This is a genomic window from Streptomyces sp. 3MP-14 (assembly GCF_006334905.2).
In the GTDB taxonomy this organism is placed as follows: Bacteria; Actinomycetota; Actinomycetes; order Streptomycetales; family Streptomycetaceae; genus Streptomyces; species Streptomyces triticirhizae.
Genome location: NZ_VDLZ02000005.1, coordinates 61123 through 84271, shown reverse-complemented (window position 1 = coordinate 84271; position 23149 = coordinate 61123). Strand labels below are relative to the sequence as shown.

At 74.7% G+C, this 23149-nt stretch carries 1 protein-coding gene and 1 pseudogene; both read right to left on the bottom strand.

The window, feature by feature from the left end; genetic code table 11:
- Positions 1 to 39: 39 nt before the first annotated feature.
- A pseudogene (locus tag FH609_RS09170) lies at positions 40 to 9954 on the bottom strand (SDR family NAD(P)-dependent oxidoreductase); the annotation flags it as partial.
- A 65-nt stretch (positions 9955 to 10019) separates the two neighbouring features.
- On the bottom strand, positions 10020 to 23051 hold the full coding sequence (locus FH609_RS09165; RefSeq protein WP_139666963.1) for a type I polyketide synthase: 13032 nt from the start codon (positions 23049 to 23051) through the stop codon (positions 10020 to 10022).
- Between the last annotated feature and the right edge of the window lie 98 nt (positions 23052 to 23149).

Sequence of the window (23149 nt, the reverse complement as noted above, 5' to 3'; positions counted from 1 at the left end):
CTGAATACCTCAATCAATCAGTCGGCGGGCGACGGCGGATCACTGGGCGTTGGAGCCGAATTGCTTGTCGACGAACGCGAACATCTCCTCCATGGAGGAGGCGCCGATTCCCTCGACGACGTCGGCGACACCGGTGGTCGATGCGCCGTCGTTCCCCTCCTCGTCCCAGACGGTGAGGAGGGTGCGCAGCCGGGTTCTGGCGGTCTCGCGCGCGAGCTTGTCGAGGGAGGTCGCGGTGAGGACGTCGCCGAGTCGGTCGATCTCCTTCAGGACGCGTTCCTCGGCGGAGAGCCCGCCGTCGACGATCTCCCGTTGCAGGTAGTCGGCGACGGCGCGCGGCGTCGGGTAGTCGAAGACGAGGGTGGCGGGGAGGCGGCGTCCGACCTCGGCGTTGAGGCGGTTGCGCAGGTCCACGGCGGTGAGTGAGTCGAAGCCGAGTTCCTTGAAGGCGGTCTCGCCGTCCACGCTCTCGGTGTCGCCACGGCCGAGGACGGTGGCGACATAGCTGGTGACGAGCCGGAGGAGTTCGGCTTCCTGTTCCTGGCGGCTCAGGGTGGCGAGCCGTTCGACGAGCCCGCCGCCGCCCTGGGGGGCCGCGCCGCCGGTCGCTGCGGCTCCGCGACGCGGTGCGAGCCGCACGAGCCCTCGGAAGAGGTGGGCGAGCGCCTCGCCCTGGGCGCGCAGCGCCCCGGTGTCGAGCCGCATGGGCAGCAGCCAGGGCTCGGGCACGGCGAGGGAGGTGTCCAGCAGGGCCAACGCCTCGTCGGTGGCGAGCGCGGCCATGCCGGCCCGGGCCATGCGCTGGTGGTCGGCCTCGGTGAGGTGGCCGGTGATGCCGCTGGCCTGCGCCCACAGCCCCCAGGAGAGGGTGAGCGCGGGGAGGCCCCGGGCGTGGCGGTGGCGGGCGAGCGCGTCGAGGAACGCGTTGGCCGCCGCGTAGTTGCCCTGCCCCGCGCCGCCCAGGGTGGCGGCGGCGGACGAGAACATGACGAACGCGGAGAGGTCGAGGTGCGCGGTGAGTTCGTGCAGGTGCCAGGCCGCGTCGACCTTGGGGCGCAGCACGGCGGAGGTGCGGTCGGGGGTGAGCGAGCCGATGACGCCGTCGTCGGCAAGGCCGGCGGCGTGGACGACGGCGGTCAGCGGGTGCCGTTCGGGGACGGTGGACAGCAGCCGGGCGGTGGCGTCGCGGTCCGCGATGTCGCAGGCGGCGACGGTGACCTCGGCACCGGACTCGGCGAGTTCGGCGACGAGTTCCGCGACGCCGGGGGCTTCGTTGCCGCGCCGGCCGGCGAGCAGCAGGTGGCGCACGCCGTGGGCGCGGACGAGGTGCCGGGCGAGCAGCCCGCCGAGGACGCCCGTGCCGCCGGTGAGCAGGACGGTGCCCTCGGGGTCGAACCGCACCGGGTCCAGGGCCGGTTCGGCCGGGACGCGGGCGATCCTCGGGACGAGGACGGTGCCGTCGCCGGTGAGCGCGGCCGCCGGCTCGCCCGAGGCGAGCACGCCGGGCAGCCCGTTCCACTGCTGGTTGGGGCCGGGTCCGGGGTCGACGAGGACGATCCGGCCCGGGTTCTCGGTCTGGGCGGACTTGAGCAGCCCCCAGGCGGCGCCGCCGGCGAGGCCGGCCGTCGGGTCGTCGGCGTGTTCCGTCGCCTCGCCGGGGCAGGCGACGACGAGCCGGGAGTCCTCGAACCGGCCGTCGGAGAGCCAGTCCTGGACCGCCGCGAGGGCGCGCAGGACGGCGGCGTGGGTGCGCGCCACCGCGTCTCCGCCGTCGGCGGGCGGCAGGGGCAGGGGGAGGACGACGATGTCGGGGACCGCCGCGCCGGCGTCGACGGCGGACCGCAGGTCGGCGAGGTCGGGGTGGTGCGCGGCGACGGGTCGGGCGAGGGCCGCTTCGAGCCGTTCCCGCGCGGCGGGGTCGTCGCCGGTGATGACGGCCCAGGTGAGGGAGGCGTCGTCGGCGGGCGCCGGGTGGGGCAGCGGCACCCATTCGACGCGGAACAGCGACTCGTGGTGGGTGACCCGGCGGGCGCCGCCGAGCACGTCGGGCGCCAGGGTGCGCCACATCATCTGGGCGGCGCCGGCGACGGGTGCCCCGGCGGCGTCGGCGACATGCAGGGCCACGGTGTCGGGGCCGGTCCTGGCCAGGCGGACCCGCAGGCTGTCGGCGCCCGCCGCGTGGACGGTCACGCCGTTCCAGGCGAAGGGCAGCACGGGTTCGGCGGCGCCGTCCAGGGCGACGACCATCGCGGCGTGCAGGGACGCGTCGAGCAGCGCCGGGTGCAGCACATAGCGCGGGGCGTCGGCGCGGTCCTCCTCGGGGAGGGCGACCTCGGCGAAGACGTCGTCGCCACGCCGCCAGGCGCGGCGGAGGCCCTGGAAGACGGGGCCGTACTCGTAGCCGAGGTCGAGGAAGCGGTCGTAGACGCCGGCCACATCGAGTTCCTCGGCGTCGGCGGGCGGCCAACTACCCACGTCGACCACGGTGTTGGCCTCGGCGTCGGTGTTGGCGCCGGTGTCGGCGATGAGCGAGCCGGCGGCGTGCCGGGTCCAGGCGGACGGCTCCTCGTCGCCGGCGGGCCGCGCGTGGATGTGCAGCTCGCGCCGCCCTTCGCCGTCCAACCGGCCGACGGTGACCTGGAGTTGCACCGCGTCGTCCGGCGACAGCAGGAGTGGGGTGGCGAGGGTCAGTTCCTCCAGCCGTTCGGCGCCGACCTCGTCGCCGGCGCGGACGGCGAGTTCCACGAAGGCCGTGCCGGGCAGCAGCACCTGCCCGTTCACCGCGTGGTCCGCGAGCCAGGGGTGGGTGCGCAGGGACAGCCGGCCGGTGAACACGACGCCGGCGTCGTCGGCGAGTTCGACGGCCGCGCCGAGCAACGGGTGCCCGGCGGTCGCGAGGCCGGCGGCCGACAGGTCGCGCGGCGCGTCCTGCCCGGGCTCCAGCCAGTAGCGGTTGCGCTGGAACGGGTAGGTGGGCAGGTCGACGGGGCGTGCGGGGGTGTCGGCGAAGACGGCCCGCCAGTCCACGGGCACGCCCTGGACGTGGAGTTCGGCGGCGGAGAGCAGCAGCCGGTCGAGGCCGCCCTCGTCCCGCCGCAGCGAACCCACCGTCACGGTGCTGACGCCGGTGTCCTCGAACGTCTCCTGGAGCCCGACCGCGAGCACGGGGTGCGGGCTGATCTCCACGAAGGTGGCGTGCCCGTCGGACAGGAGCGCGCGCACAGTCTCCTCGAAGCGGACGGTGCCCCGCAGATTGGTGTACCAGTAGCCGGCGTTCAGTTCGCTGGTGTCGATCGGGCCGCCGGTCACCGTGGAGTAGAACGGGACCCTGGACGTCCTCGGCTCGATCGGCGCGAGCAGCCGCGCCAACTCCTCCTCGATCGCCTCCACATGAGCCGAGTGCGAGGCATAGTCCACCGGAACCCGACGCACCCGGGTGCCCTCCTCCTGGAGGGTGGCGACCAGCGCGTCCAGCGGGGCGACATCGCCGGAGACGACCGTCGAGGTCGGCCCGTTGACCGCCGCCACCGACAAGCCCTGGCCCCACTCGCCAAACCGCCCCGCGATCTCGTCGGCCGGCAGCGCCACGGACGCCATCCCTCCGCGCCCCGCCAACGCCAGAATCGCCTGACTCCGCAACGCCACCACCCGCGCCGCATCCGCCAACGACAACGCACCAGCGACACAAGCGGCAGCGATCTCACCCTGCGAATGACCCACCACCGCAGCCGGGGTGACGCCCCACGACTCCCACACCGCCGCCAACGACACCATCACCGCGAACAACACCGGCTGCACCACATCCACCCGATCCAGCTCCGGGCAACCCTCCACCCCCCGCACCACATCCACCAACGACCACCCCGTCAACGGGTCCAAAGCCGCCGCACACTCGGCGAACCGCTCCGCGAACACCGGCGAGGAATCCAACAACCCCACCGCCATCCCCACCCACTGACCACCCTGACCGGGAAAGACAAACACCGGGCGGGAGGCGGAGGCGCGGGGCGCCAGCGCGCCGCCGGTCACCAGGTGGGACGCGGGCTGGCCGTCCGCCAGAGCCTCAAGTCCGGCGCGCAGGACGTCCGTTGTCGGGCCGACGACGACCGCCCGGTGGTCGAAGGCCGTGCGCGTCGTGGCGAGGGACCAGCCGATGTCGGCGGCGGTGTGGTCGGGCGCGCGGTCGAGGTGGGCGAGGAGCCTGCGGGCCTGCTCGGCGAGGGCCGCCTCGGAGTGGGCCGACAGCAGCCAGGGGCGGGGCGTCGTGTCATCGGCTGGTTCGGCCGCCGGCTCCGCCGGCTCCGGCGGCTCAGGCGCCTCCTCGACGATGAGATGGGCGTTGGTGCCGCTGGCCCCGAACGAGGACACCGCCGCCCGGCGCGGCTCCTCGCCACGCGGCCAGGGCCGGGCGTCGTCGAGGAGGCGAACCGTCCCCGAAGACCAGTCGACCTTGGGCGTGGGCTCCTCGACGTGCAGGGTCCTGGGCAGGGCCTCGTTGCGCAGCGCCATCACCATCTTGATGACCCCGCCGACGCCGGCAGCGGCCTGGGTGTGGCCGATGTTCGACTTCAACGACCCCAGCCACAGCGGCCGTTCACCGTCCCGCTCCCGCCCGTAGGTGGCGAGCAACGCCTGGGCCTCGATCGGGTCGCCCAGGGGTGTGCCGGTGCCGTGCGCCTCGACGGCGTCCACCTCGGCGGGCGTCAGGCCGGCGTTGGCGAGGGCCTGCCGGATGACGCGCTGCTGGGACGGGCCGTTCGGCGCGGTCAGCCCGTTGCTCGCGCCGTCCTGGTTGATCGCGCTGCCCCGCACCACGGCGAGCACCGGGTGCCCGTTGCGCCGCGCGTCGGACAGCCGCTCCACGACGACCATGCCGACGCCCTCCGCCCAGCCGGTGCCGTCCGCGTCGGCGGAGAACGCCTTGCACCGCCCGTCGGGCGACAGCGCCCGCAGCCGGCTGAACTCGACGAAGGTGTTCGGCGTGGTCATGGCGACGACGCCGCCCGCGAGGGCGAGTTCACACTCGCCGGACCGCAGCGCCTGCGCCGCCAGGTGCAGCGCCACCAGCGACGACGAGCACGCCGTGTCCACGGTCACCGCCGGGCCCTCAAGCCCGAAGGTGTAGGACAGCCGGCCCGACATCACGCTGGCCGCGTTGCCGGTCATCAGATAGCCGTCGTAGTCCTCCGGGCGCCCCGTCAACAGGTCCGGGTAGTCCTGCCCGTTGGAGCCGACAAAGACCCCGGTGCGCGAGCCGCGCAGCGCGGCCGGGTCGAGGCCGGCCCGCTCGAACGCCTCCCAGGTCGTCTCCAGCAGCAGGCGCTGCTGCGGGTCGAGGGAACGGGCCTCGCGGCGCGAGATGCCGAAGAACTCCTCGTCGAACAGGGGGAGTTCGGGCAGGAAGCCGCCCTCCCTGGTGTAGCTCTTGCCGGGCGTGTCCGGGTCGGGGTCGTAGAGTCCTTCGAGGTCCCACCCCCGGTCGGCGGGGAAGGTGGAGACGGCGTCGGTGCCCTCGGCCACCAGCCGCCACAGCGCCTCGGGCGAGTCGACCCCGCCCGGGTAGCGGCAGGCCATGCCGACGATGGCGATCGGCTCGTCGGCGGCCGGCGCGGTCGCGGCGGCGACGGCGCCCGGGGCATCCCCTGGGGCGCCCTCCTGCCCCAGATCCAGCAGGTGGGCGGCGAGGACGAGCGGGGTCGGATAGTCGAAGACGAGCGTGGTCGGCAGCTCCACGCCGGTCACCGTGCGCAGGCGGTCCCGCAGCTCCACGGCGGCCAGCGAGTCGAAGCCGACGTCCTTGAAGGCGCGTTCGTCCGCCACGGCGTCCGTCGAGCCGTACCCCAGAACGGTGGCGACCTCGCGGCGCACGACGTCGAGCACGAAGGCGAACCGCTCGGCGTCCGGCCGCTCGGCGACGGCGCGCTGCCAGTGCGAGACCTCGCCCCGTTCCGGGCCGCTGGCCCGCGCCTCGGCCAGCGCGCCGAGCACCGGCCGGTGCCGGGTGGCGGTGAACTCGGGCAGGAACCCGTCCCAGTCGATGTCGGCCACGACCAGCCCGGGTTCGGCGCCCTCCGCCACGGCCCCGGCCAGGGCGTGGAACGCCGCCGCCGGATCGAGCGCCGCGATGCCCCGGCCGTGGCGCGGTCCCTCGACCCCGGTGTTCCAGGGGCCCCAGGCGATCACCGTGCCGGACAGGCCGCGCGCCCGCCGCCGTTCGACCAGCGCGTGGAGCGCGGTGTCCAGGACGGCCTGCGCGCCCCAGCCGGGCGATCCCACGACCCCGACGAGGGAGCCGAACACCACGAACCTGGTGGCGGGGTCGTCGATCAACGCGTCCAGGTGGGCGGCGCCCACGACGCCCGGCGCGGCCTCGGACCGCAGCTGGTCCCCGTCCGCGTCAACGAGCTGCGGGCCCGCTGCGGCCTCCGAACCGGCCAGGTGCAGCACGGCGTTCAGCCCCGCGCCCCCGAGGTCGGCGAGCACCCGGGCGAGCGCCGCCCGGTCGGTGACATCGCAGGACAGAACGGTGGTGGGCACCCCGTCGGCCGTCAGCGACTCCGCCAACTCGGCGGCGCCCGGCGCCTCCGGGCCACGGCGGGACAGCAGCACCAGCCGCTCGGCGCCGTTGGCCGCCGCCCAGCGGGCCGCGCGGCTACCGAGCGCGCCGGTGCCGCCGGTGATCAGCACCGTGCCGCTCGGCGCCCAGCTCGCTCCCGAGGAGCCCGGCAGGGGGGCCCGCACCAGGCGCCGCGCCAGCACCGTCGATCCGCGCACGGCCGTCTCGTCCTCGCCGCCCGCGCCCCGCGCGGCGTCGCCGAGGATGTCAACGAGCAGCTCGGCGGCCTCGGCCGAGGCGGCGGCCTCGCCGCCCGGCAGATCGATCATCCCGCCCCAGCGCTGCGGCTCCTCTACGGCGGCGACCCGGCCGAGGCCCCAGAGCCGGGCGGCTCCGGCCGGCCCCTCCTCGTCGAGGCCCGTCCGCACGGCGCCGCGCGTCACGCACCAGACCGGCGCGTCGACCGCCGCGTCGGAGAGCGCCTGCCACAGGGCCAGGGCGTCCGACACGTCGTCGGACGGCCCGTCCAGCAGGGACAGCACGCCGGATGGCGGCTCGTCGCCGGCCAACTCCGCTATGGCGGCGGCCAGTTGCGCACGCTGCGGCCCGGCCGCGACGAGGCGGCGGACCTCCGCACCCCGCGCGGTCAGGGCGGCCTCCACCGCATCAGCGACCTCCGCCCACCCGGCGGCGTCGCGCTCGGGTCGAACGGCGAGCAGCCAGGTCCCCGGCAGGTCAACGGGGGCGAGACCGCCGACCTCGTGCCACTCGACGCGGTAGCCCGACTCCACCGGAGAGGAACGCTCGACGGTCACCCCGCCACCGCCGCGCCAGGCGTGGGCGACATCCGAGACAAGCCAGTAGCGGTCCCGCTGGAAGGCATAGGTCGGCAGGTCAACGGCACGGGCGCCGGAACCGTCGTAGAGCGCCGGCCAGTTGATGTCGCCACCCGTGATCCACAGGCGCGCGAGGGCGGTGACGGCGGTCGCGGGTTCCTCGCGGTCGCGGCGCAGCATCGGGACACAGCCCGGGACCAGGGAGGACAGGGCGGCGTCGGGGCCGACCTCGACAAAGCGGGTCACGCCCAGCTCGGTGGCGGCCTGAACGCCGTCGTGGAAGCGGACCGCATCGCGGACATGCCGCACCCAGTACTCCGGGTTGGTCACGTCCGAGACCATCGGGACGGCCGGCTCGTTGAAGGTGACGCTCGCGAGGACCCGGCGGAAGTCGTCCAGCATCGGGTCCATCAGGGAGGAGTGGAAGGCGTGGCTGACCTTCAGCCGCTTGACCTTCTTCCCCTCGGCCTCAAAGCGGGCGGCCACCTCCAGCACGGCCGCCTCGGCGCCCGAAATGACCACGGCCTCGGGGCCGTTGACGGCGGCGAGCGAGACCTCATCGGACAGCAGATCCACCACCTCGGCCTCCGGCACGCCCAGCGCGACCATCGCGCCGCCGGCAGGCAGCTGGCCCATCAACCGGCCCCGCGCCGCCACGATCCTGGCGGCGTCCTCCAGCGACCACACCCCCGCCACATGCGCGGCGGCCAACTCGCCGATCGAGTGGCCGACCAGCGCATCCGGGGTCACGCCCCAGGACTCCAACAGCCGGAACAGCGCCACCTCACACGCGAAAATCGCCGGCTGCGCCCAGGCGGTGTCGTCCAACCGCTCCGCCGGGCCCTCGAACATCACCTCCCGCAACGGCCCCTCGAAAGCCCCACACACCTCATCCAGGGCAGCGGCGAACACCGGATAGGCGGCGGACAACTCCCGCCCCATCCCCACCCGTTGCGAACCCTGACCCGAGAACACAAAGCCCGTGCCGCCAGCAACCGCCACGCCCCGCGCGACCTCGCGCCCGCCGACGAGCACCGCCCGGTGCTCGAACGCCGAACGCGTCGCGGCCAACGACCAGCCCACGTCCACCGGGTCCAGCCCGTCGGTGGCCTCCGCCAACCGCTCCAACTGCCCGTCCAACGCCTCCGGCGACCGCCCCGACACCACCCACGGCACCACCGGCAGCGCCGACGGCGCAGGCAACGCCTCCTCCGCCGGCGCCTCCTCGACGATCACATGCGCGTTGGTGCCGCTCGCCCCGAACGCCGACACCCCGGCCCGCCGGACCCGGCCCTCCTGCGGGGCCCACTCCCGCGACTCCCGCAACAGCTCCACCGCACCCGAACCCCAGTCCACCTGCGGCGTCGGCTCCGCCACATGCAGCGTTCGAGGAAGCACCCCGGCCCGCAGCGCCATCACCATCTTGATGACCCCGCCGACGCCGGCGGCGGCCTGGGTGTGGCCGATGTTCGACTTCAACGACCCCAGCCACAGCGGCCGTTCGCCGTCCCGCCCCTGCCCGTACGTGGCCAACAGCGCCTGCGCCTCGATCGGGTCACCCAACCGGGTCCCGGTCCCGTGCGCCTCCACCGCATCCACATCGGCGGCCGACAACCCCGCACTCTCCAACGCCGCCCGAATCACCCGCTGCTGCGACGGACCGTTCGGCGCCGTCAGCCCGTTGCTCGCACCGTCCTGGTTGACCGCACTGCCCCGCACCACCGCCAACACCCGATGCCCCAACCGACGGGCATCCGAAAGCCGCTCCACCACCAACACCCCGACACCCTCGGCCCACCCCGTGCCGTCCGCGTCCGCCGAGAACGCCCGGCACCGACCATCGGGCGAAAGACCACGCTGCCGACTGAACTCCAGGAACTCGCCGGGCGCCGACATCACGGAGACCGCCCCGACCAGCGCCTTGTCGCACTCGCCGGCGCGCAGCGCCTGCGCCGCCAGGTGGAGCGCGACCAGCGAGGACGAGCAGGCGGTGTCCAGGGTCACCGCAGGGCCCTCAAGGCCGAAGGTGTAGGAGATCCGGCCGGAGAGGAAGCTCGCGATGTTGCCGGTGAGGAGGTAGCCCTCGTAGCCCTGGGGCGCCTCGTGGAGCGCGAGGTAGTCCTGGTTGGTGAAGCCGGCGAAGACGCCGGTGCGGGTCTCGCGCAGGGCGTGCGGGTCGATGCCGGCCCGTTCCACCGCCTCCCAGCAGGTCTCCAGCAGCAGCCGCTGCTGCGGGTCCATCGCCAGCGCCTCACGCGGCGAGATCCCGAAGAACCCCGCGTCGAACTCGGCCGCCTCGTACAGGAACCCGCCCTCCCGGGCATAGCTCCTGCCCGGCTTCTCCGGGTCCGGGTCATAGAGCCCGTCCAGGTCCCAGCCCCGGTCCTTCGGGAACTCCGAGATGGCGTCCGCACCGTCGGCGACCAGCCGCCACAGATCCTCGGGCGAGCGGACGCCGCCGGGGTAGCGGCAGGCCATGCCGACGATCGCGATCGGCTCGGTGTCCTCCAACGCCTTGACGCGGCGCCGGAGTTGTTCGTTCTCCTTCACCGAGTTGCGCAGTGCGGCGACGATGTCTTCGGTCGATGCAGCCACTTGTCCGGCCCCTTCGCAGTGCCGTGGAGGTTCTAGTCCTGGCGGGACGCGATCCTGACGAGTTCTTCGATGTCCATGGCGTCGACCTCTGCCTCAAGGTCCTCGCCGTCGTGCGGGTCGGCCGCGTGGGTGTCGCCCGGGGCGGCCGACTCCTCTCGCGTCTGGGCGGCGGCCAGCGCACGGAGTTGGTCGAGCAGACCCACCTCGCGGAGCCGGCCCAGCGGGATGACGCTGATCAGTTCCCTGACGGAGGTCTCGTCCTCGCCCGGGTCCGCCGGGTGCGGGTGGCCGTTGCCGGCCGTCGCCGCCCCGGGCAGGAGTTGGCCGCGCAGGTGGTCCGCGAGCTTGGCGGGGGTCGGGAAGTCGAAGACCAGCGTGGCGGGCAGGGCGAGCCCGGTGGCCGTCCTGAGCCGGTTGCGCAGCTCGACGGCGGTCAGCGAGTCGAACCCGATCTCCCGCAGCGCGCGTTCGGCCCGGATGCCGGCGCCCGAGGCGTGCCCGAGGACCGCCGCCACCTCCGAGGTGACCAGGTCCAGGACCCGTTTCCGCTGCTGCGCCGGCGGGAGTCCGGCGAGCGTCGCGGCCAGCTGGGGACGCTGCTCCGGCGTGTCCGGCGCGGTGGTGTCGTCGCGCAGCGCGCGGGCCTCGGGCAGGTCGCCCAGGAAGGCGCTGGCGCGGCGCAGGGTGAAGGCGGGCAGGAAGAGTTTCCAGTCCATGGCCGCGACGGTCAGGGTGGCGCGGCGCTCGGCGACGGCCTGCGCCACGGCCGCGACCGCGAGGTCGGGGTCCATGGTGAGGACGCCGCTGCGGTCGAGTTGGCGACGCCTGTCGTCGGCGAGCATCCCTCCGCTGCCCCAGGAGCCCCAGGCGACGGAGGTGGCGGGCCGGCCCTGGTCGCGCCGCCGGTGGGCCAGCGCGTCGAGGTAGGCGTTGCCGGCCGCGTACGATCCCTGCTCGCCGCTGCCCCAGACGCCGGCGACGGAGGAGAACAGCACGAACGCCTCCAGCTGGGCGTCGTCGACCAGTTCGTCGAGGTGCCGGGCGCCGATCACCTTGGTGGCGAGGGCGGCGGCGAAGTCGTCGGGGGTGGTGGCGGTGAGCGGGACGTAGTCGACGGCGCCCGCCGTGTGGACCACGCCACGCACCGGCCCGTGGGTCTCGGCCTCGCGGATCAGCGCGGCCACCTGGTCCCGGTCGGTCACGTCGCAGGCGGTGATCGTCACGCCGGCGCCCAACGCCTCCAGTTCGGCGGCGAGTTCGGGGGCGCCGGGCGCTTCGGGGCCGCTGCGGCTGGCCAGCACCAGGTGGTCGGCGCCGGCGCCCGCCGCCCATCGGGCCATCCGGGCGCCGAGCGAGCCGGTGCCGCCGGTGACGAGCACGGTCCCGCTGGGCCGCCAGGTCGGTGTGGCGGTGTCGTACCGTTCGGCGCGGGCGAGGCGGCGGGCGAGGAGCCCGGACGGGCGGACGGCGAGCTGGTCCTCGCCCGTCGCGCCGGACAGGGCGAGCAGCAGCCGGTCGACGGCCGCCGGGGTCGGCTCCGCCGGCAGGTCCACCAGGCCGCCCCAGCGCTGGGGTTGCTCCAGCGCCGCGACATAGCCGAGGCCCCAGACCAGCGCGCCGTCCGGGTCGGCGGCCCCGCCGTCGCCGGCCGCGACGGCGAGCCGGGTGGCGCCCCACAGGGGCGCCTCGACGTCGAGGTCGGCGAGGGCCTGGACGAGGCTCAGGGTCGCGGTGAGCCCCGTGGTCGCGCCGGGGTGTCGGGGGTCGGGGGCGGTGTCGAGGGAGAGCAGGGAGACGATGCCGGCGACGGGGGTGGCGGTCGCGTCGCGCACGGCCTCGGCCAGGGCCGCCCGGTCGCCGGGCGGTGCGGTCAGCACGAGGTGGTGAACGTCGGCCCCGCATCCCGCGAGGCCGTCCAGGACGGCCGTTGCCCAGGGATCGTCCTGGTCGGCGGCGACGCACACCAGCCAACGGCCCGTGGGGCGAGCCGGGTTGGCGGAGGTGACGGGCTGCCAGCCGGTGCGGTAGCGCCAGCCGTCGAGCCGGCCCTGGTCCTGTCGGCGGCGGCGCCAGGCGGCGAGGGCGGGCAGCACCGCGCCCAGCGGCTCCGCCAGCGCCTCGTCCGCGACGGACGCGGCCAGGGCCTCGGGGTCGCCGTGCTCCACGGCGCGCCAGAAGTCGTCGTCGACCGGATCGCCGGCGGCGACCGGTTGCCCCTGCGGCTCGGGCCGGGTGGTCAGCCAGTAGCGTTCGCGTTGGAAGGCGTAGGTGGGGAGGGCGACGCGGGGTTCGGGTCCTTCGCCGAGGACGGCGGCCCAGTCGACGGCGACGCCCCTGACATACAGCTCCGCCGCCGAGTTGAGCACCCGCCGCAGCCCGCCGTCGTTCCTGCGGAGCGTTCCGATGCCGGCCACCTCGACGCCGGCGTCCTCGGCGGTCTCCTGGAGCCCGACCGCGAGCACGGGGTGCGGGCTGGACTCGACGAACACTCGGAAGCCGTCGGCCAACAGCGCGCGCACGGTCTCCTCGAATCGGACGGTGCCGCGCAGATTGGTATACCAGTACCCGGCGTTCAGCTCCGTCGTGTCGATCGGGCCGCCGGTGACCGTGGAGTAGAACGGGACCTTCGACGTCCTCGGCTCGATCGGCGCGAGCAGCCGCGCCAACTCTTCCTCGATCGCCTCCACATGGGCCGAGTGCGAGGCATAGTCCACCGGGACCCGGCGCACCCGCACGCCCTCGCCCGAGAGGTTGAACAGCATGGCCTCCAGGTCGTCCTCGTCGCCCGAGACGACCGTCGAGGTCGGCCCGTTGACCGCCGCCACCGACAGGCCCTGGCCCCACTCGGCGAACCGCCCGGCCACCACGTCGGCCGGCAGCGCCACGGACGCCATTCCGCCCCGCCCGGCCAGCGCGAGGATCGCCTGACTCCGCAACGCCACCACCCGCGCCGCATCCGCCAACGACAACGCACCAGCGACACAGGCGGCAGCGATCTCACCCTGCGAATGACCCACCACGGCGGCCGGCACCACGCCCAGCGACTCCCACACCGCCGCCAACGACACCATCACCGCGAACAACACCGGCTGCACCACATCCACCCGATCCAGCTCCGGGCAACCGTCCACCCCCCGCACCACGTCGAGAAGCGACCACCCCGTCAGCGGGTCCAGCGCCGCCGCACAGTCGGCGAACCGCTCGGCGAACACCGGCGAGGAATCCAACAGCTCCACCGCCATCCCCACCCACTGACCACCCTGGCCGGGGAAGACGAAGACGGGTCGGCGGGACTCCGCCGCGTCCGTGGCGCCGAGGACCACGTCCGGGTGGGGCTCGCCGTGCGCGATGGCGGCCGTGCCGCCGAGCAGTCCGGCGCGGTCGGCGCCGAGGACCACGGCGCGGTACTCGAAGGCGGTGCGGGACTCCAGCAACGCCCGGGCGACCGCCCGGACCGGCGCCTCGCCCACCGAGGCGCCCAGCCGTTGCGCCTGGGCGCGCAGGCCGGCCTCGGTCCGCGCGGAGATCAGCCAGGGCACCAGGCCGTCGGGGCTCCCGGCCGCCTCGGCGCCGGCGCCGGTATCGGTGTCGGCTTCCGGAGCGGCGGGGACCTCGGCGGGCGCCTCGATGATGACGTGCGCGTTGGTGCCGCTGATTCCGAACGAGGAGACCGCCGCCCGGCGCGGGCCGCCGTTCTCCGGCTCGGGCCAGGGTCGTTCCTCGGTGAGCAGCCGGACCGTCCCCGAAGACCAGTCGACCTGCGGGGTCGGCTCGTCGGCGTGCAGCGTCCTGGGCAGCACGCCGTCGCGCAGCGCCATCACCGTCTTGATGACCCCGCCGACGCCGGCGGCGGCCTGGGTGTGGCCGATGTTCGACTTCAACGACCCCAGCCACAGCGGCCGTTCACCGTCCCGCTCCCGCCCGTAGGTCGCCAACAGCGCCTGCGCCTCGATCGGGTCGCCCAGCCGCGTTCCCGTGCCGTGTGCCTCCACCAGGTCCACGTCGGCGGGGCCGAGCCCGGCGGCGGACAGGGCGCGGCGGATGACGCGCTGCTGGGACGGGCCGTTCGGGGCGGTCAGCCCGTTGCTCGCGCCGTCCTGGTTGACCGCGCTGCCCCGCACCACGGCGAGCACGGGGTGCCCGTTGCGCCGCGCGTCGGACAGCCGCTCCACCAGCAGGACGCCCACGCCCTCGCCCCAGCCGGTGCCGTCCGCGTCGGCGGAGAACGCCTTGCACCGCCCGTCGGGCGAAAGACCGCGCTGCCGGCTGAACTCCACGAAGGTGCCGGGCGTCGACATCACGGTGGCGCCGCCGGCGAGCGCCAGGTCGCACTCGCCGCCGCGCAGCGCCTGCGCCGCCAGGTGCAGCGCCACCAGCGACGACGAGCACGCCGTGTCCACCGTCACCGCCGGGCCCTCAAGGCCGAGCGTGTAGGCGATCCGCCCGGAGAAGACGCTGCCGGTGTTGCCCGTCAACAGCACGCCCTCAAGCTGCTCGGGCATCCGCTCCAGCGGCGGCGCGTAGTCGTGGTACATGTTCCCGGCGAAGACCCCGACGTTCGCGCCGCGCAGCGTCCCCGGGTCGATGCCGGCGGCCTCGACGGCCTCCCAGGACGTCTCCAGCAACAGCCGCTGCTGCGGGTCCATCGCCAGCGCCTCACGCGGCGAGATCCCGAAGAACGCGGCGTCGAACTCGGCCGCCTCGTGCAGGAACCCGCCCTCCCTGGCGTAGCTGGTGCCCTGCCGGTCGGGGTCCGGGTCGTAGAGCCGCTCGATGTCCCAGCCCCGGTCGGCGGGGAAGAAGGAGATGCCGTCGGTGCCGGACCGCACCAGCCGCCACAGCTCCTCGGGCGTGCTGACGCCGCCGGGGTAGCGGCAGGCCATGCCGACGATCGCGATCGGCTCCTCGCCGTCCACGGGTCCCGCCGCCGCCCGCGTCGTCGCGGCGTCGGGCGCGCCCAGCGCCTCGGCCTCCAGGAACGCGGCGAGCGCGGCGGGCGTCGGGTAGTCGAAGAGGAGCGTCGCCGGCAGCCGCAGCCCGGTCGCCGCGTTCAGCCCGTTGCGCAGCTCCACGGCCGCCAGCGAGTCGAAGCCGATGGCCTTGAACGGCCGGCTCGGGTCGATCGCCTGCGCGGAGGCGTGCCCCAGCACCAACGCGGCCTGCTCGCCGATGAGTTGCCGCACCACCCGCTCGCGTTCCTCGGCCCCGAGGCCGGCGATCCGGTCGTGCAGCGCCCCGCCCCGCTCCGCCGCCGAAGCGGCGACGCGCCGGGCCGGCGCCCGCACCAGGCCGCGCAGCAGCGCCGGCACGCCGTCCGAGGCGGCGTGCGCGCGGACCGCCGCGGCGTCGAGCCGCAGCGGCACGAGCAGCGCGTCGCCGTGCGCCAGCGCGGAGTCGAAGAGCGCCAGGCCCTCGTCCTCGGTGAGGCTGGCCACGCCGGCCCGCGCCATGCGCGCCAGGTCGGCGCCGTCCAGGCGCTCCGCCATGCCGCCGCTCTGGTCCCACAGCCCCCAGGCGAGGGCCTGCGCCGGCAGTCCCTCGGCGCGCCGCCGGGCGGCGAGGGCGTCGAGGAACGTGTTGGCCGCCGCGTAGTTGCCCTGCCCGGCGGCGCCCACCAGGCCGGAGATGGAGGAGAACAGCACGAAGGCCGACAGGTCGAGGTCGCGCGTCAGCTCGTGCAGGTGCCAGGCCGCGTCCAGCTTGGGGCTGAGCACGCGGTCGAGCCGCTCCGGGGTCAGGGCCCCCAGCACGCCGTCGTCGAGGAGGCCGGCGGTGTGCACGACGGCGGTCAGCGGCCGTTCCTCCGGCACGGCCGCGAGCAGCGCGGCGGCCTGCGCCCGGTCCGCCACGTCGCACGCCTCGATCCGCACCTCGGCGCCCAACGCGGTCAGCTCGTCCGCGAGTTCGGCCGCGCCCTCGGCGGCGGCGCCGCGCCGGCTGGTGAGCAGCAGGGAACGCACCCCGTGGCGCGTGACGAGATGCCGGGCGAGCAGGCTGCCGATCCGCCCGAAGGCCCCGGTGAGCAGGACCGTGCCGGACGGGTCGAACCGCCGCACGGCCTCGGCGCTGTCGGCCGCCGCCTCGGGGGCCGGAACGGGAACGCGGGCCAGCCTCGGGACGCGCACCGCGCCGTCCCTGAGCGCGAGTTGGGGTTCACCGGTCGCGACCGCCGCGAGGACCGCCGCGTCGCTGGACGGGCTGCCGTCCGTGTCCACGAGCCCGAAACGGCCCGGGTTCTCCGTCTGGGCGGTGCGCAGCAGGCCCCAGACGGGGGCCGAGACCAGCCCGGCCTCGTCGCCCGCCCCGTCGCCGGCGGCGACCGCGCGCCGGGTGACGAAGACCAGCCGCGCGGCGGCGAACCGCTCGTCCGCGAGCCACTCCCGCGCGAGTTCCAACGCCCGCCCCGCCCGCCCGTGGGCCGAGGCCGGCAGCTCAGCGAGACCGTCGACCGGGCTCGCGAAGTCGGCGAGGACCAGTTCGGGAACGACGGCCTCCCCCGCGTCGACGGCCCGGCGCAGAGCGTCGAGGTCGTCGTACCGGTCGCCTTCGCCACCGCCCGGCCACGGCCCGAGGCGCGCCGCGGCCGGCCCGTCCACGGGGGACAACGGGTGCTCGACCCAGTCCACCCTGTACAGGCTCTCCTCGAACTGCCGCCGGGCGGAACTGAGTTGCCCGGCCTCGACCTGGCGCCAGGTCAGGGCGGGCACGCTCGCGACGGGCTGACCCTTCGCGTCGAAGACCGTGAGGGCGGTGGCGTCGGCGCCGACCCGAACGAGCCGGACCCGGAGCGCGGCCGCGCCCCAGGCGTGCACCCGCACGCCGCTCCAGGAGAACGGCAGCCGCCCCGTCATGTCCGCGCCCAGCAGCCCGGTGATCCCGACGGCGTGCAGCGCGGCGTCCAGCAGCGCCGGGTGAACGGCGAACTCCCCTGCCTGACCTGCCCCTTCGGCCGGGAGCTCGACCTCGGCGAACACCTCGTCGCCGGCCCGCCACACGGCCCGCAGGCCCCGGAACGCCGGCCCGTAGTCGAACCCGTCGCCCGCGAGACGCGCATAGGCGTCCGCCAGATCCAGCGCGACGGCCTCGGCCCCGGCCGGCGGCCACTGCGCCAGGGTCTCGGCGACCTCCGCGCCCGAGATTCCGAGCGTGCCGGAGGCGTGCCGGACCCAGGGCTCCTCGTCGACCCGCGAGTGCACCCCGATCTCCCGCCGCCCGGACCCGTCGGGCCCGCCCACCACGACCTGTAGCTGAACGGCACCCTCCTCCGGGAGGATCAACGGCGCCTGAAGCGTCAACTCCTCGACGGTGGAGGCCCCGACCTGATCGCCGGCCCAGACGGCCAGCTCCAGGAACGCCGTCCCCGGCAGCAACACCGAATCCAGAACGGTGTGATCGACCAGCCACGGGTGGGAACGCCGCGACAGCCGGCCGGTCAACACCAGCCCGTCACCCTCGGCCAGATCAACCACCGCACCGAGGAGTGGATGCACATCGCCGGCGGTGCCGGGCTGGTCAAGCCAGTAGTGGTCGCGCTGGAAGGCGTAGGTCGGCAGGTCGACGGCGCGGGCTCCCGAACCCTCGTAGAGGGCTTGCCAGTTGACGGTCCCGCCGGCGGCCCACAGGCGGGCGAGAGCGGTGACGGCGGTCGCGGGTTCGTCGCGGTCGCGGCGCAGCATCGGGACACAACCGGGGACCAGGGAGGACAACGCGGCGTCGGGGCCGACCTCGACGAAGCGCGATACGCCCAGCTCGGTGGCGGCCTGAACGCCGTCGTGGAACCGCACCGCTTCGCGGACATGCCGCACCCAGTACTCGGGATTGGTGACATCCGAGACCATGGGAATGATCGGCTCGTTGAAGGTGACGTTCGCGAGGACCCGGCGGAAGTCGTCGAGCATCGGGTCCATGAGGGATGAGTGGAAGGCGTGGCTGACCTTCAGCCGCTTGACCTTCTTTCCTTCGGCTTCGAAGCGGGCGGCGATCTCCAGCACGGCCGCCTCTTCGCCCGAAATGACCACGGCCTCCGGGCCGTTGACCGCAGCCAGCGACACACCCTCCACCAGGGCCTCGGCCACCTCGGCCTCGGACACCCCCAACGCGACCATCGCGCCGCCCGACGGCAACTGCCCCATCAACCGACCCCGCGCCGCCACGATCCTGGCAGCGTCCGCCAACGACCACACCCCCGCCACATGCGCGGCGGCCAACTCACCGATCGAGTGGCCGACCAGCGCATCCGGGGTCACGCCCCAGGACTCCAACAGCCGGAACAGCGCCACCTCACACGCGAAGATCGCCGGCTGCGCCCAGGCGGTGTCGTCCAACCGCTCCGCAGGTCCTTCGAACATCACCTCACGCAACGCACCATCGAACGCCCCACACACCTCATCCAGGGCAGCGGCGAACACCGGATAGGCGGCGGACAACTCCCGCCCCATCCCGACCCGTTGCGAACCCTGACCGGAAAAGACCAGGCCGGTACCGCCCGTTGCGGCGGTGCCCCGGGCGACCTCGCGCCCCGCCACCAGCACCGCCCGGTGCTCGAACGCCGAACGCGTCGCGGCCAACGACCACCCCACATCCACCGCGTTCTCGGCAGCACACCGCTCCAGGCCCGCCAGTTGCCCCTCCAACGCCTCCAGCGAACGCCCCGACACCACCCACGGCACCACCGGCAGCGCCGACGGCACCGGCAACTGCTCCTCCGCCGGCGCCTCCTCCACAATCACATGCGCATTCGTCCCACTGATCCCAAACGACGACACACCCGCCCGACGAACCCCACCCTCCACAGGCGCCCACTCCCGCGCCTCCCGCAACAACTCCACCCCACCAGACGCCCAATCCACCTGCGAAGTCGGCTCATCCACATGCAACGTCCGAGGCAAAACCCCCGCCCGCAACGCCATCACCATCTTGATCACACCCGCCACACCCGCAGCCGCCTGCGCATGACCGATGTTCGACTTCAACGACCCCAACCACAACGGCCGCTCCACCCCCCGCCCCTGCCCGTACGTGGCCAACAGCGCCTGCGCCTCGATCGGGTCACCCAACCGGGTCCCGGTCCCGTGCGCCTCCACCGCATCCACATCGGCGGCCGACAACCCCGCACTCTCCAACGCCGCCCGAATCACCCGCTGCTGCGACGGACCGTTCGGCGCCGTCAGGCCGTTGCTCGCACCGTCCTGGTTGACCGCACTGCCCCGCACCACCGCCAACACCCGATGCCCCAACCGACGGGCATCCGACAACCGCTCCACCACCAACACCCCGACACCCTCGGCCCACCCCGTGCCGTCCGCGTCCGCCGAGAACGCCCGGCACCGACCATCGGGCGAAAGCCCACGCTGCCGACTGAACTCCAGGAACATGGCGGGCGTCGCCATGACGGTGGCGCCGCCGGCCAGAGCGAGGGAGCACTCGCCGGCCCGCAGCGCCTGCACCGCCAGGTGCAGCGCCACCAGCGACGAGGAGCACGCCGTGTCCACCGTCACCGCAGGGCCCTCAAGCCCGAAGGTGTAGGCGATCCGGCCCGACATCACGCTCGGCGTGGTTCCGGTGAGGAGATAGCCGGCGAAGCCGTCGGGGGCGGACTGGGCGCGTGGGCCGTACTCGTGGGTGGTGGCGCCGACATAGACGCCGGTGCGGGTGCCGCGCAGGGTGGCCGCCTCGATGCCGGCGGCCTCGACGGCCTGCCAGGAGGTCTCCAGCAACAGCCGCTGCTGCGGGTCCATCGCCAGCGCCTCGCGCGGCGAGATCCCGAAGAACCCCGCGTCGAACTCGGCCGCGTCATGCAGGAACCCGCCCTCCCGGGCATAGCTCCTGCCCGGCTTCTCCGGGTCCGGGTCATACAGCCCGTCCAGGTCCCAACCCCGGTCCTTCGGGAACTCCGAGATGGCGTCCGCACCGTCGGCGACCAGCCGCCACAGATCCTCGGGCGAGTCGACGCCGCCGGGATAGCGGCAGGCCATACCGACGATCGCGATCGGCTCGTCCGGGGCGATCCCCGCAGTGGCGGCGCCGGCCAACGCGGCCGGGCCGCCGGCCAGTTCGTCGAGAACGTGCGCGATCAGCCGCTCGGGCGTCGGGTGGTCGAAGACAACGCCGCCGGAGAAGCGCAGTCCGGTGGCGCCGTGCAGGGCCTCGGACAGCTCGACGGACATCATCGAGTCGAAGCCGAGTTCCTTGAAGGTACGGGCCAGGTCGATCGCCAGGGCCTCGGCGCTGCCGAGGGTGCCGGCGATGCGGTCGCGCACGAGGCGCCGGACGGCCACGGCCCGTTCGTCGAGCGGCAGTTGGGCGAGGGGATGCCCGGTGGCGGCGGGCGGGGTCGCCGGGGTGGGCGTGGGCGGGTCGGCCCGGCGCGCGGGGCGGCGGTCGCCGGTCGGTTCCGCGAGGTTTAGCCAGTGCGGCTGTCGCTGGAACGGGTAGGTGGGCACGTCCACGAGCCGGCCGCTCGGGCCGCCGAGGTCGACGGGCACGCCCCGGGTGTGCAGATGGGCGAGGGCGGTGCCGAGGGTGAGGTGCTCGTCGCGGTCGCGGCGCAGCACGGGCACGGCCCCGGGGGCGAGGGCGGACAGGACGGCGTCGGGGCCGATCTCCAGCAGGGTGGTCACCTCGCGGCGGGCGAGGGTGCGCAGGGTGTCGAAGAAGCGGACCGGCTGCCGGACGTGCCGCACCCAGTAGGCGGGGTCGCGCAGTTCCTCGGCGGTGGCGACCCGGCCCGTGAGGTTGGAGACGACGGGGATCGTGGGCTCCCGGAAGGTGACGGCCTCCAGCACGGTGTGGAAGTCGTCGAGCATGGCTTGCCGCATGTGCGGCGAGTGGAAGGCGTGGCTGACGGTCAGCCGCTTCGTCTTGCGGCCCTGTCGGGCGAAGCTCTCGGCGACGGCGGTGACGGGCTCCTCGTCGCCGGAGATCACCACGGAGTCGGGCCCGTTGATCGCGGCGACGGCGATCCGCTCGGGGTCGGCCTCAGCGAGCGCCGCGTCGATCTCGTCCTCGGTGGCCTGCACGGCGACCATCGCGCCGCCGGCGGGGAGGGCCTGCATCAGCCGGCCGCGTGCGGCGACGATCCAGGCGGCGTCCTCCAGCGACCACAGCCCGGCGACGTGGGCGGCCGTGAGTTCTCCGATGGAGTGCCCGGCGAGGATGTCGGGGCGGACGCCGCGCGCGTGCAGCAGCCGGTGGAGGGCGGTCTCGATCGCGAAGAGCGCGGGCTGGGCCCATGCGGTGGTGTCGAGCAGCTCGCGCGGGCCGTCCGCCATCACCTCGCGCAGCCTGCCGTCGAGGAACGGGTCGAACGCCTCGCAGACCTCGTCCAGGGCGCGGCGGAACTCGGGTTCGGTGGCGGCGAGTTGGGCGCCCATGCCGATGCGCTGCGCGCCCTGTCCCGTGAAGAGCAGGCCGAGTCCGCCGCCGGTGGCCTCGCCGCGCACCGCGCCGGGGGCGGTGGAGCCCTCGGCGAGGGCGGTCAGCCCGCGGGTCAGCGCCGGCAGGTCGGCGCCGACGGCGACCGCCCGGTGGGGGAAGGTCTCGCGGGTGGCCAGCAGCGAGCGTGCGATGTCGGCCGGGGGCGGGGCGTCGTCGCGGGCGACGAGGTCGAGGAGCCGCCGGGCCTGGGCGCGGAGGGCGGGCGCCGAGGCGGCGGAGAGCGGCCAGTGGGTGACGGCCGGGTGGGCGTCGCCGGCGTCGGCCGCTTCCCGGGCGTCGTCGGCGGTGTGGGGGGCCTCCTCCAGCACGACATGGGCGTTGGTGCCTCCCATGCCGAAGGAGCTGACCCCGGCGACGAGTGGGTGCTCCGGGTGGGGCCAGTCCGTGAGTTCGCGCTGGACGCGGAGGTTGAGCCGGTCGAGGGGGATGTCGGGGTGGGGCGTCTCGAAGTTGAGGCTGGCGGGCAGCCGGCGGTGCCTGAGGCTGAGGACGGTCTTGACGAGGCCGGCGATGCCGGCGGCGGCGCTGAGGTGGCCGATGTTGGTCTTCACCGAGCCGACGGGCAGCGCGTCGCCGGCGGGGCGGGCGGCGCCCAGCACCTCGCCGAGGGCGGCCGCCTCGACGGGGTCGCCGGCGCGGGTGCCGGTGCCGTGCAGCTCGACGTACTGGACGGCTTCGAGCGGCACGCCCGCGCGCCGGTACGCCTCGCGCAGGACGGCGCTCTGGGCGCGCGGGTCGGGGGTGGTGAGGGTGCGTCCGCCGCCGTCGTTGTTGGTGGCGCTGCCCCGGATGACGCAGTGCACGCGGTCGCCGTCGGCGAGGGCCTGCCGGAGGTTCTTGAGGACGACGACGGCGCCGCCCTCGCCGGGGACATAGCCGTTGGCTCGGGCGTCGAAGGTGTGGCAGCGGCCGTCGGGGGAGAGTCCTCCCCAGCGGGCGGCGAGAAGGGTGGACTCGGGGAGCAGGTGGAGGTTGACGCCGCCGGCGAGGGCGATGCCGGACTCGCCGCGTCGCAGGCTCTCGCAGGCCAGGTGGACGGCGACCAGCGAGGAGGACTGGGCGGAGTCGAGGGTGAGGCTGGGGCCGCGCAGCTGGAGGAAGTAGGACAGCCGGTTGGCGAGCAGGGCGCGTTGGGTGCCGGGCATCGCGTGGTGGCTGCCGGTGTCGGGGGCGGCGTCCCGGTGGAGCAGCTTGGCGTAGTCGTCGGCGTTGACGCCGATGAAGACGCCGACGTCGACGCCGCGCAGGGTGGAGGGGCGGAGGCGGGCGTCCTCCAGCGCGTGCCAGCCGAGTTCCAGCACGAGGCGCTGCTGGGGGTCGATGAGCGCGGCCTCGCGGGGCGAGATGCCGAAGAAGTCGGCGTCGAAGCCGGCGACGTCGTCGAGGAAGGCGCCGTGTTCGAGTCCCGCCGCGCCGTCGGGGCCTTCGGCGTCGGCCAGGTCCTCGACGCGCCAGCGGTCGGCCGGGACCCGGGTGACGGCGTGCCGGCCGTCGCTGAGCAGCTGCCAGAGCTGCTCGGGGCCGTCGGCCTGCGGCAGCCGGCAGGAGATGCCGATGACCGCGACGGCGTCCTCGGGCACGTCGGCCGTGCGGCGTCCTTCGGCTGTGGCGTGACCTGCTTCGCGCATCGTCGCTCCCCGTTCGGAAAAGGGCGGAGTCCAGGAATGGGCGGGAGTCGGGCGGAGAATTTCCGGGCCGGGCCGGGCCGGGCCGGATCGCGGTGCGG

What these genes read in the sequence shown, in the direction of transcription:
- FH609_RS09165 (WP_139666963.1), bottom strand. Translation starts at nt 23,051, where the DNA reads ATGCGCGAAGCAGGTCACGCCACAGCCGAAGGACGCCGCACGGCCGAC.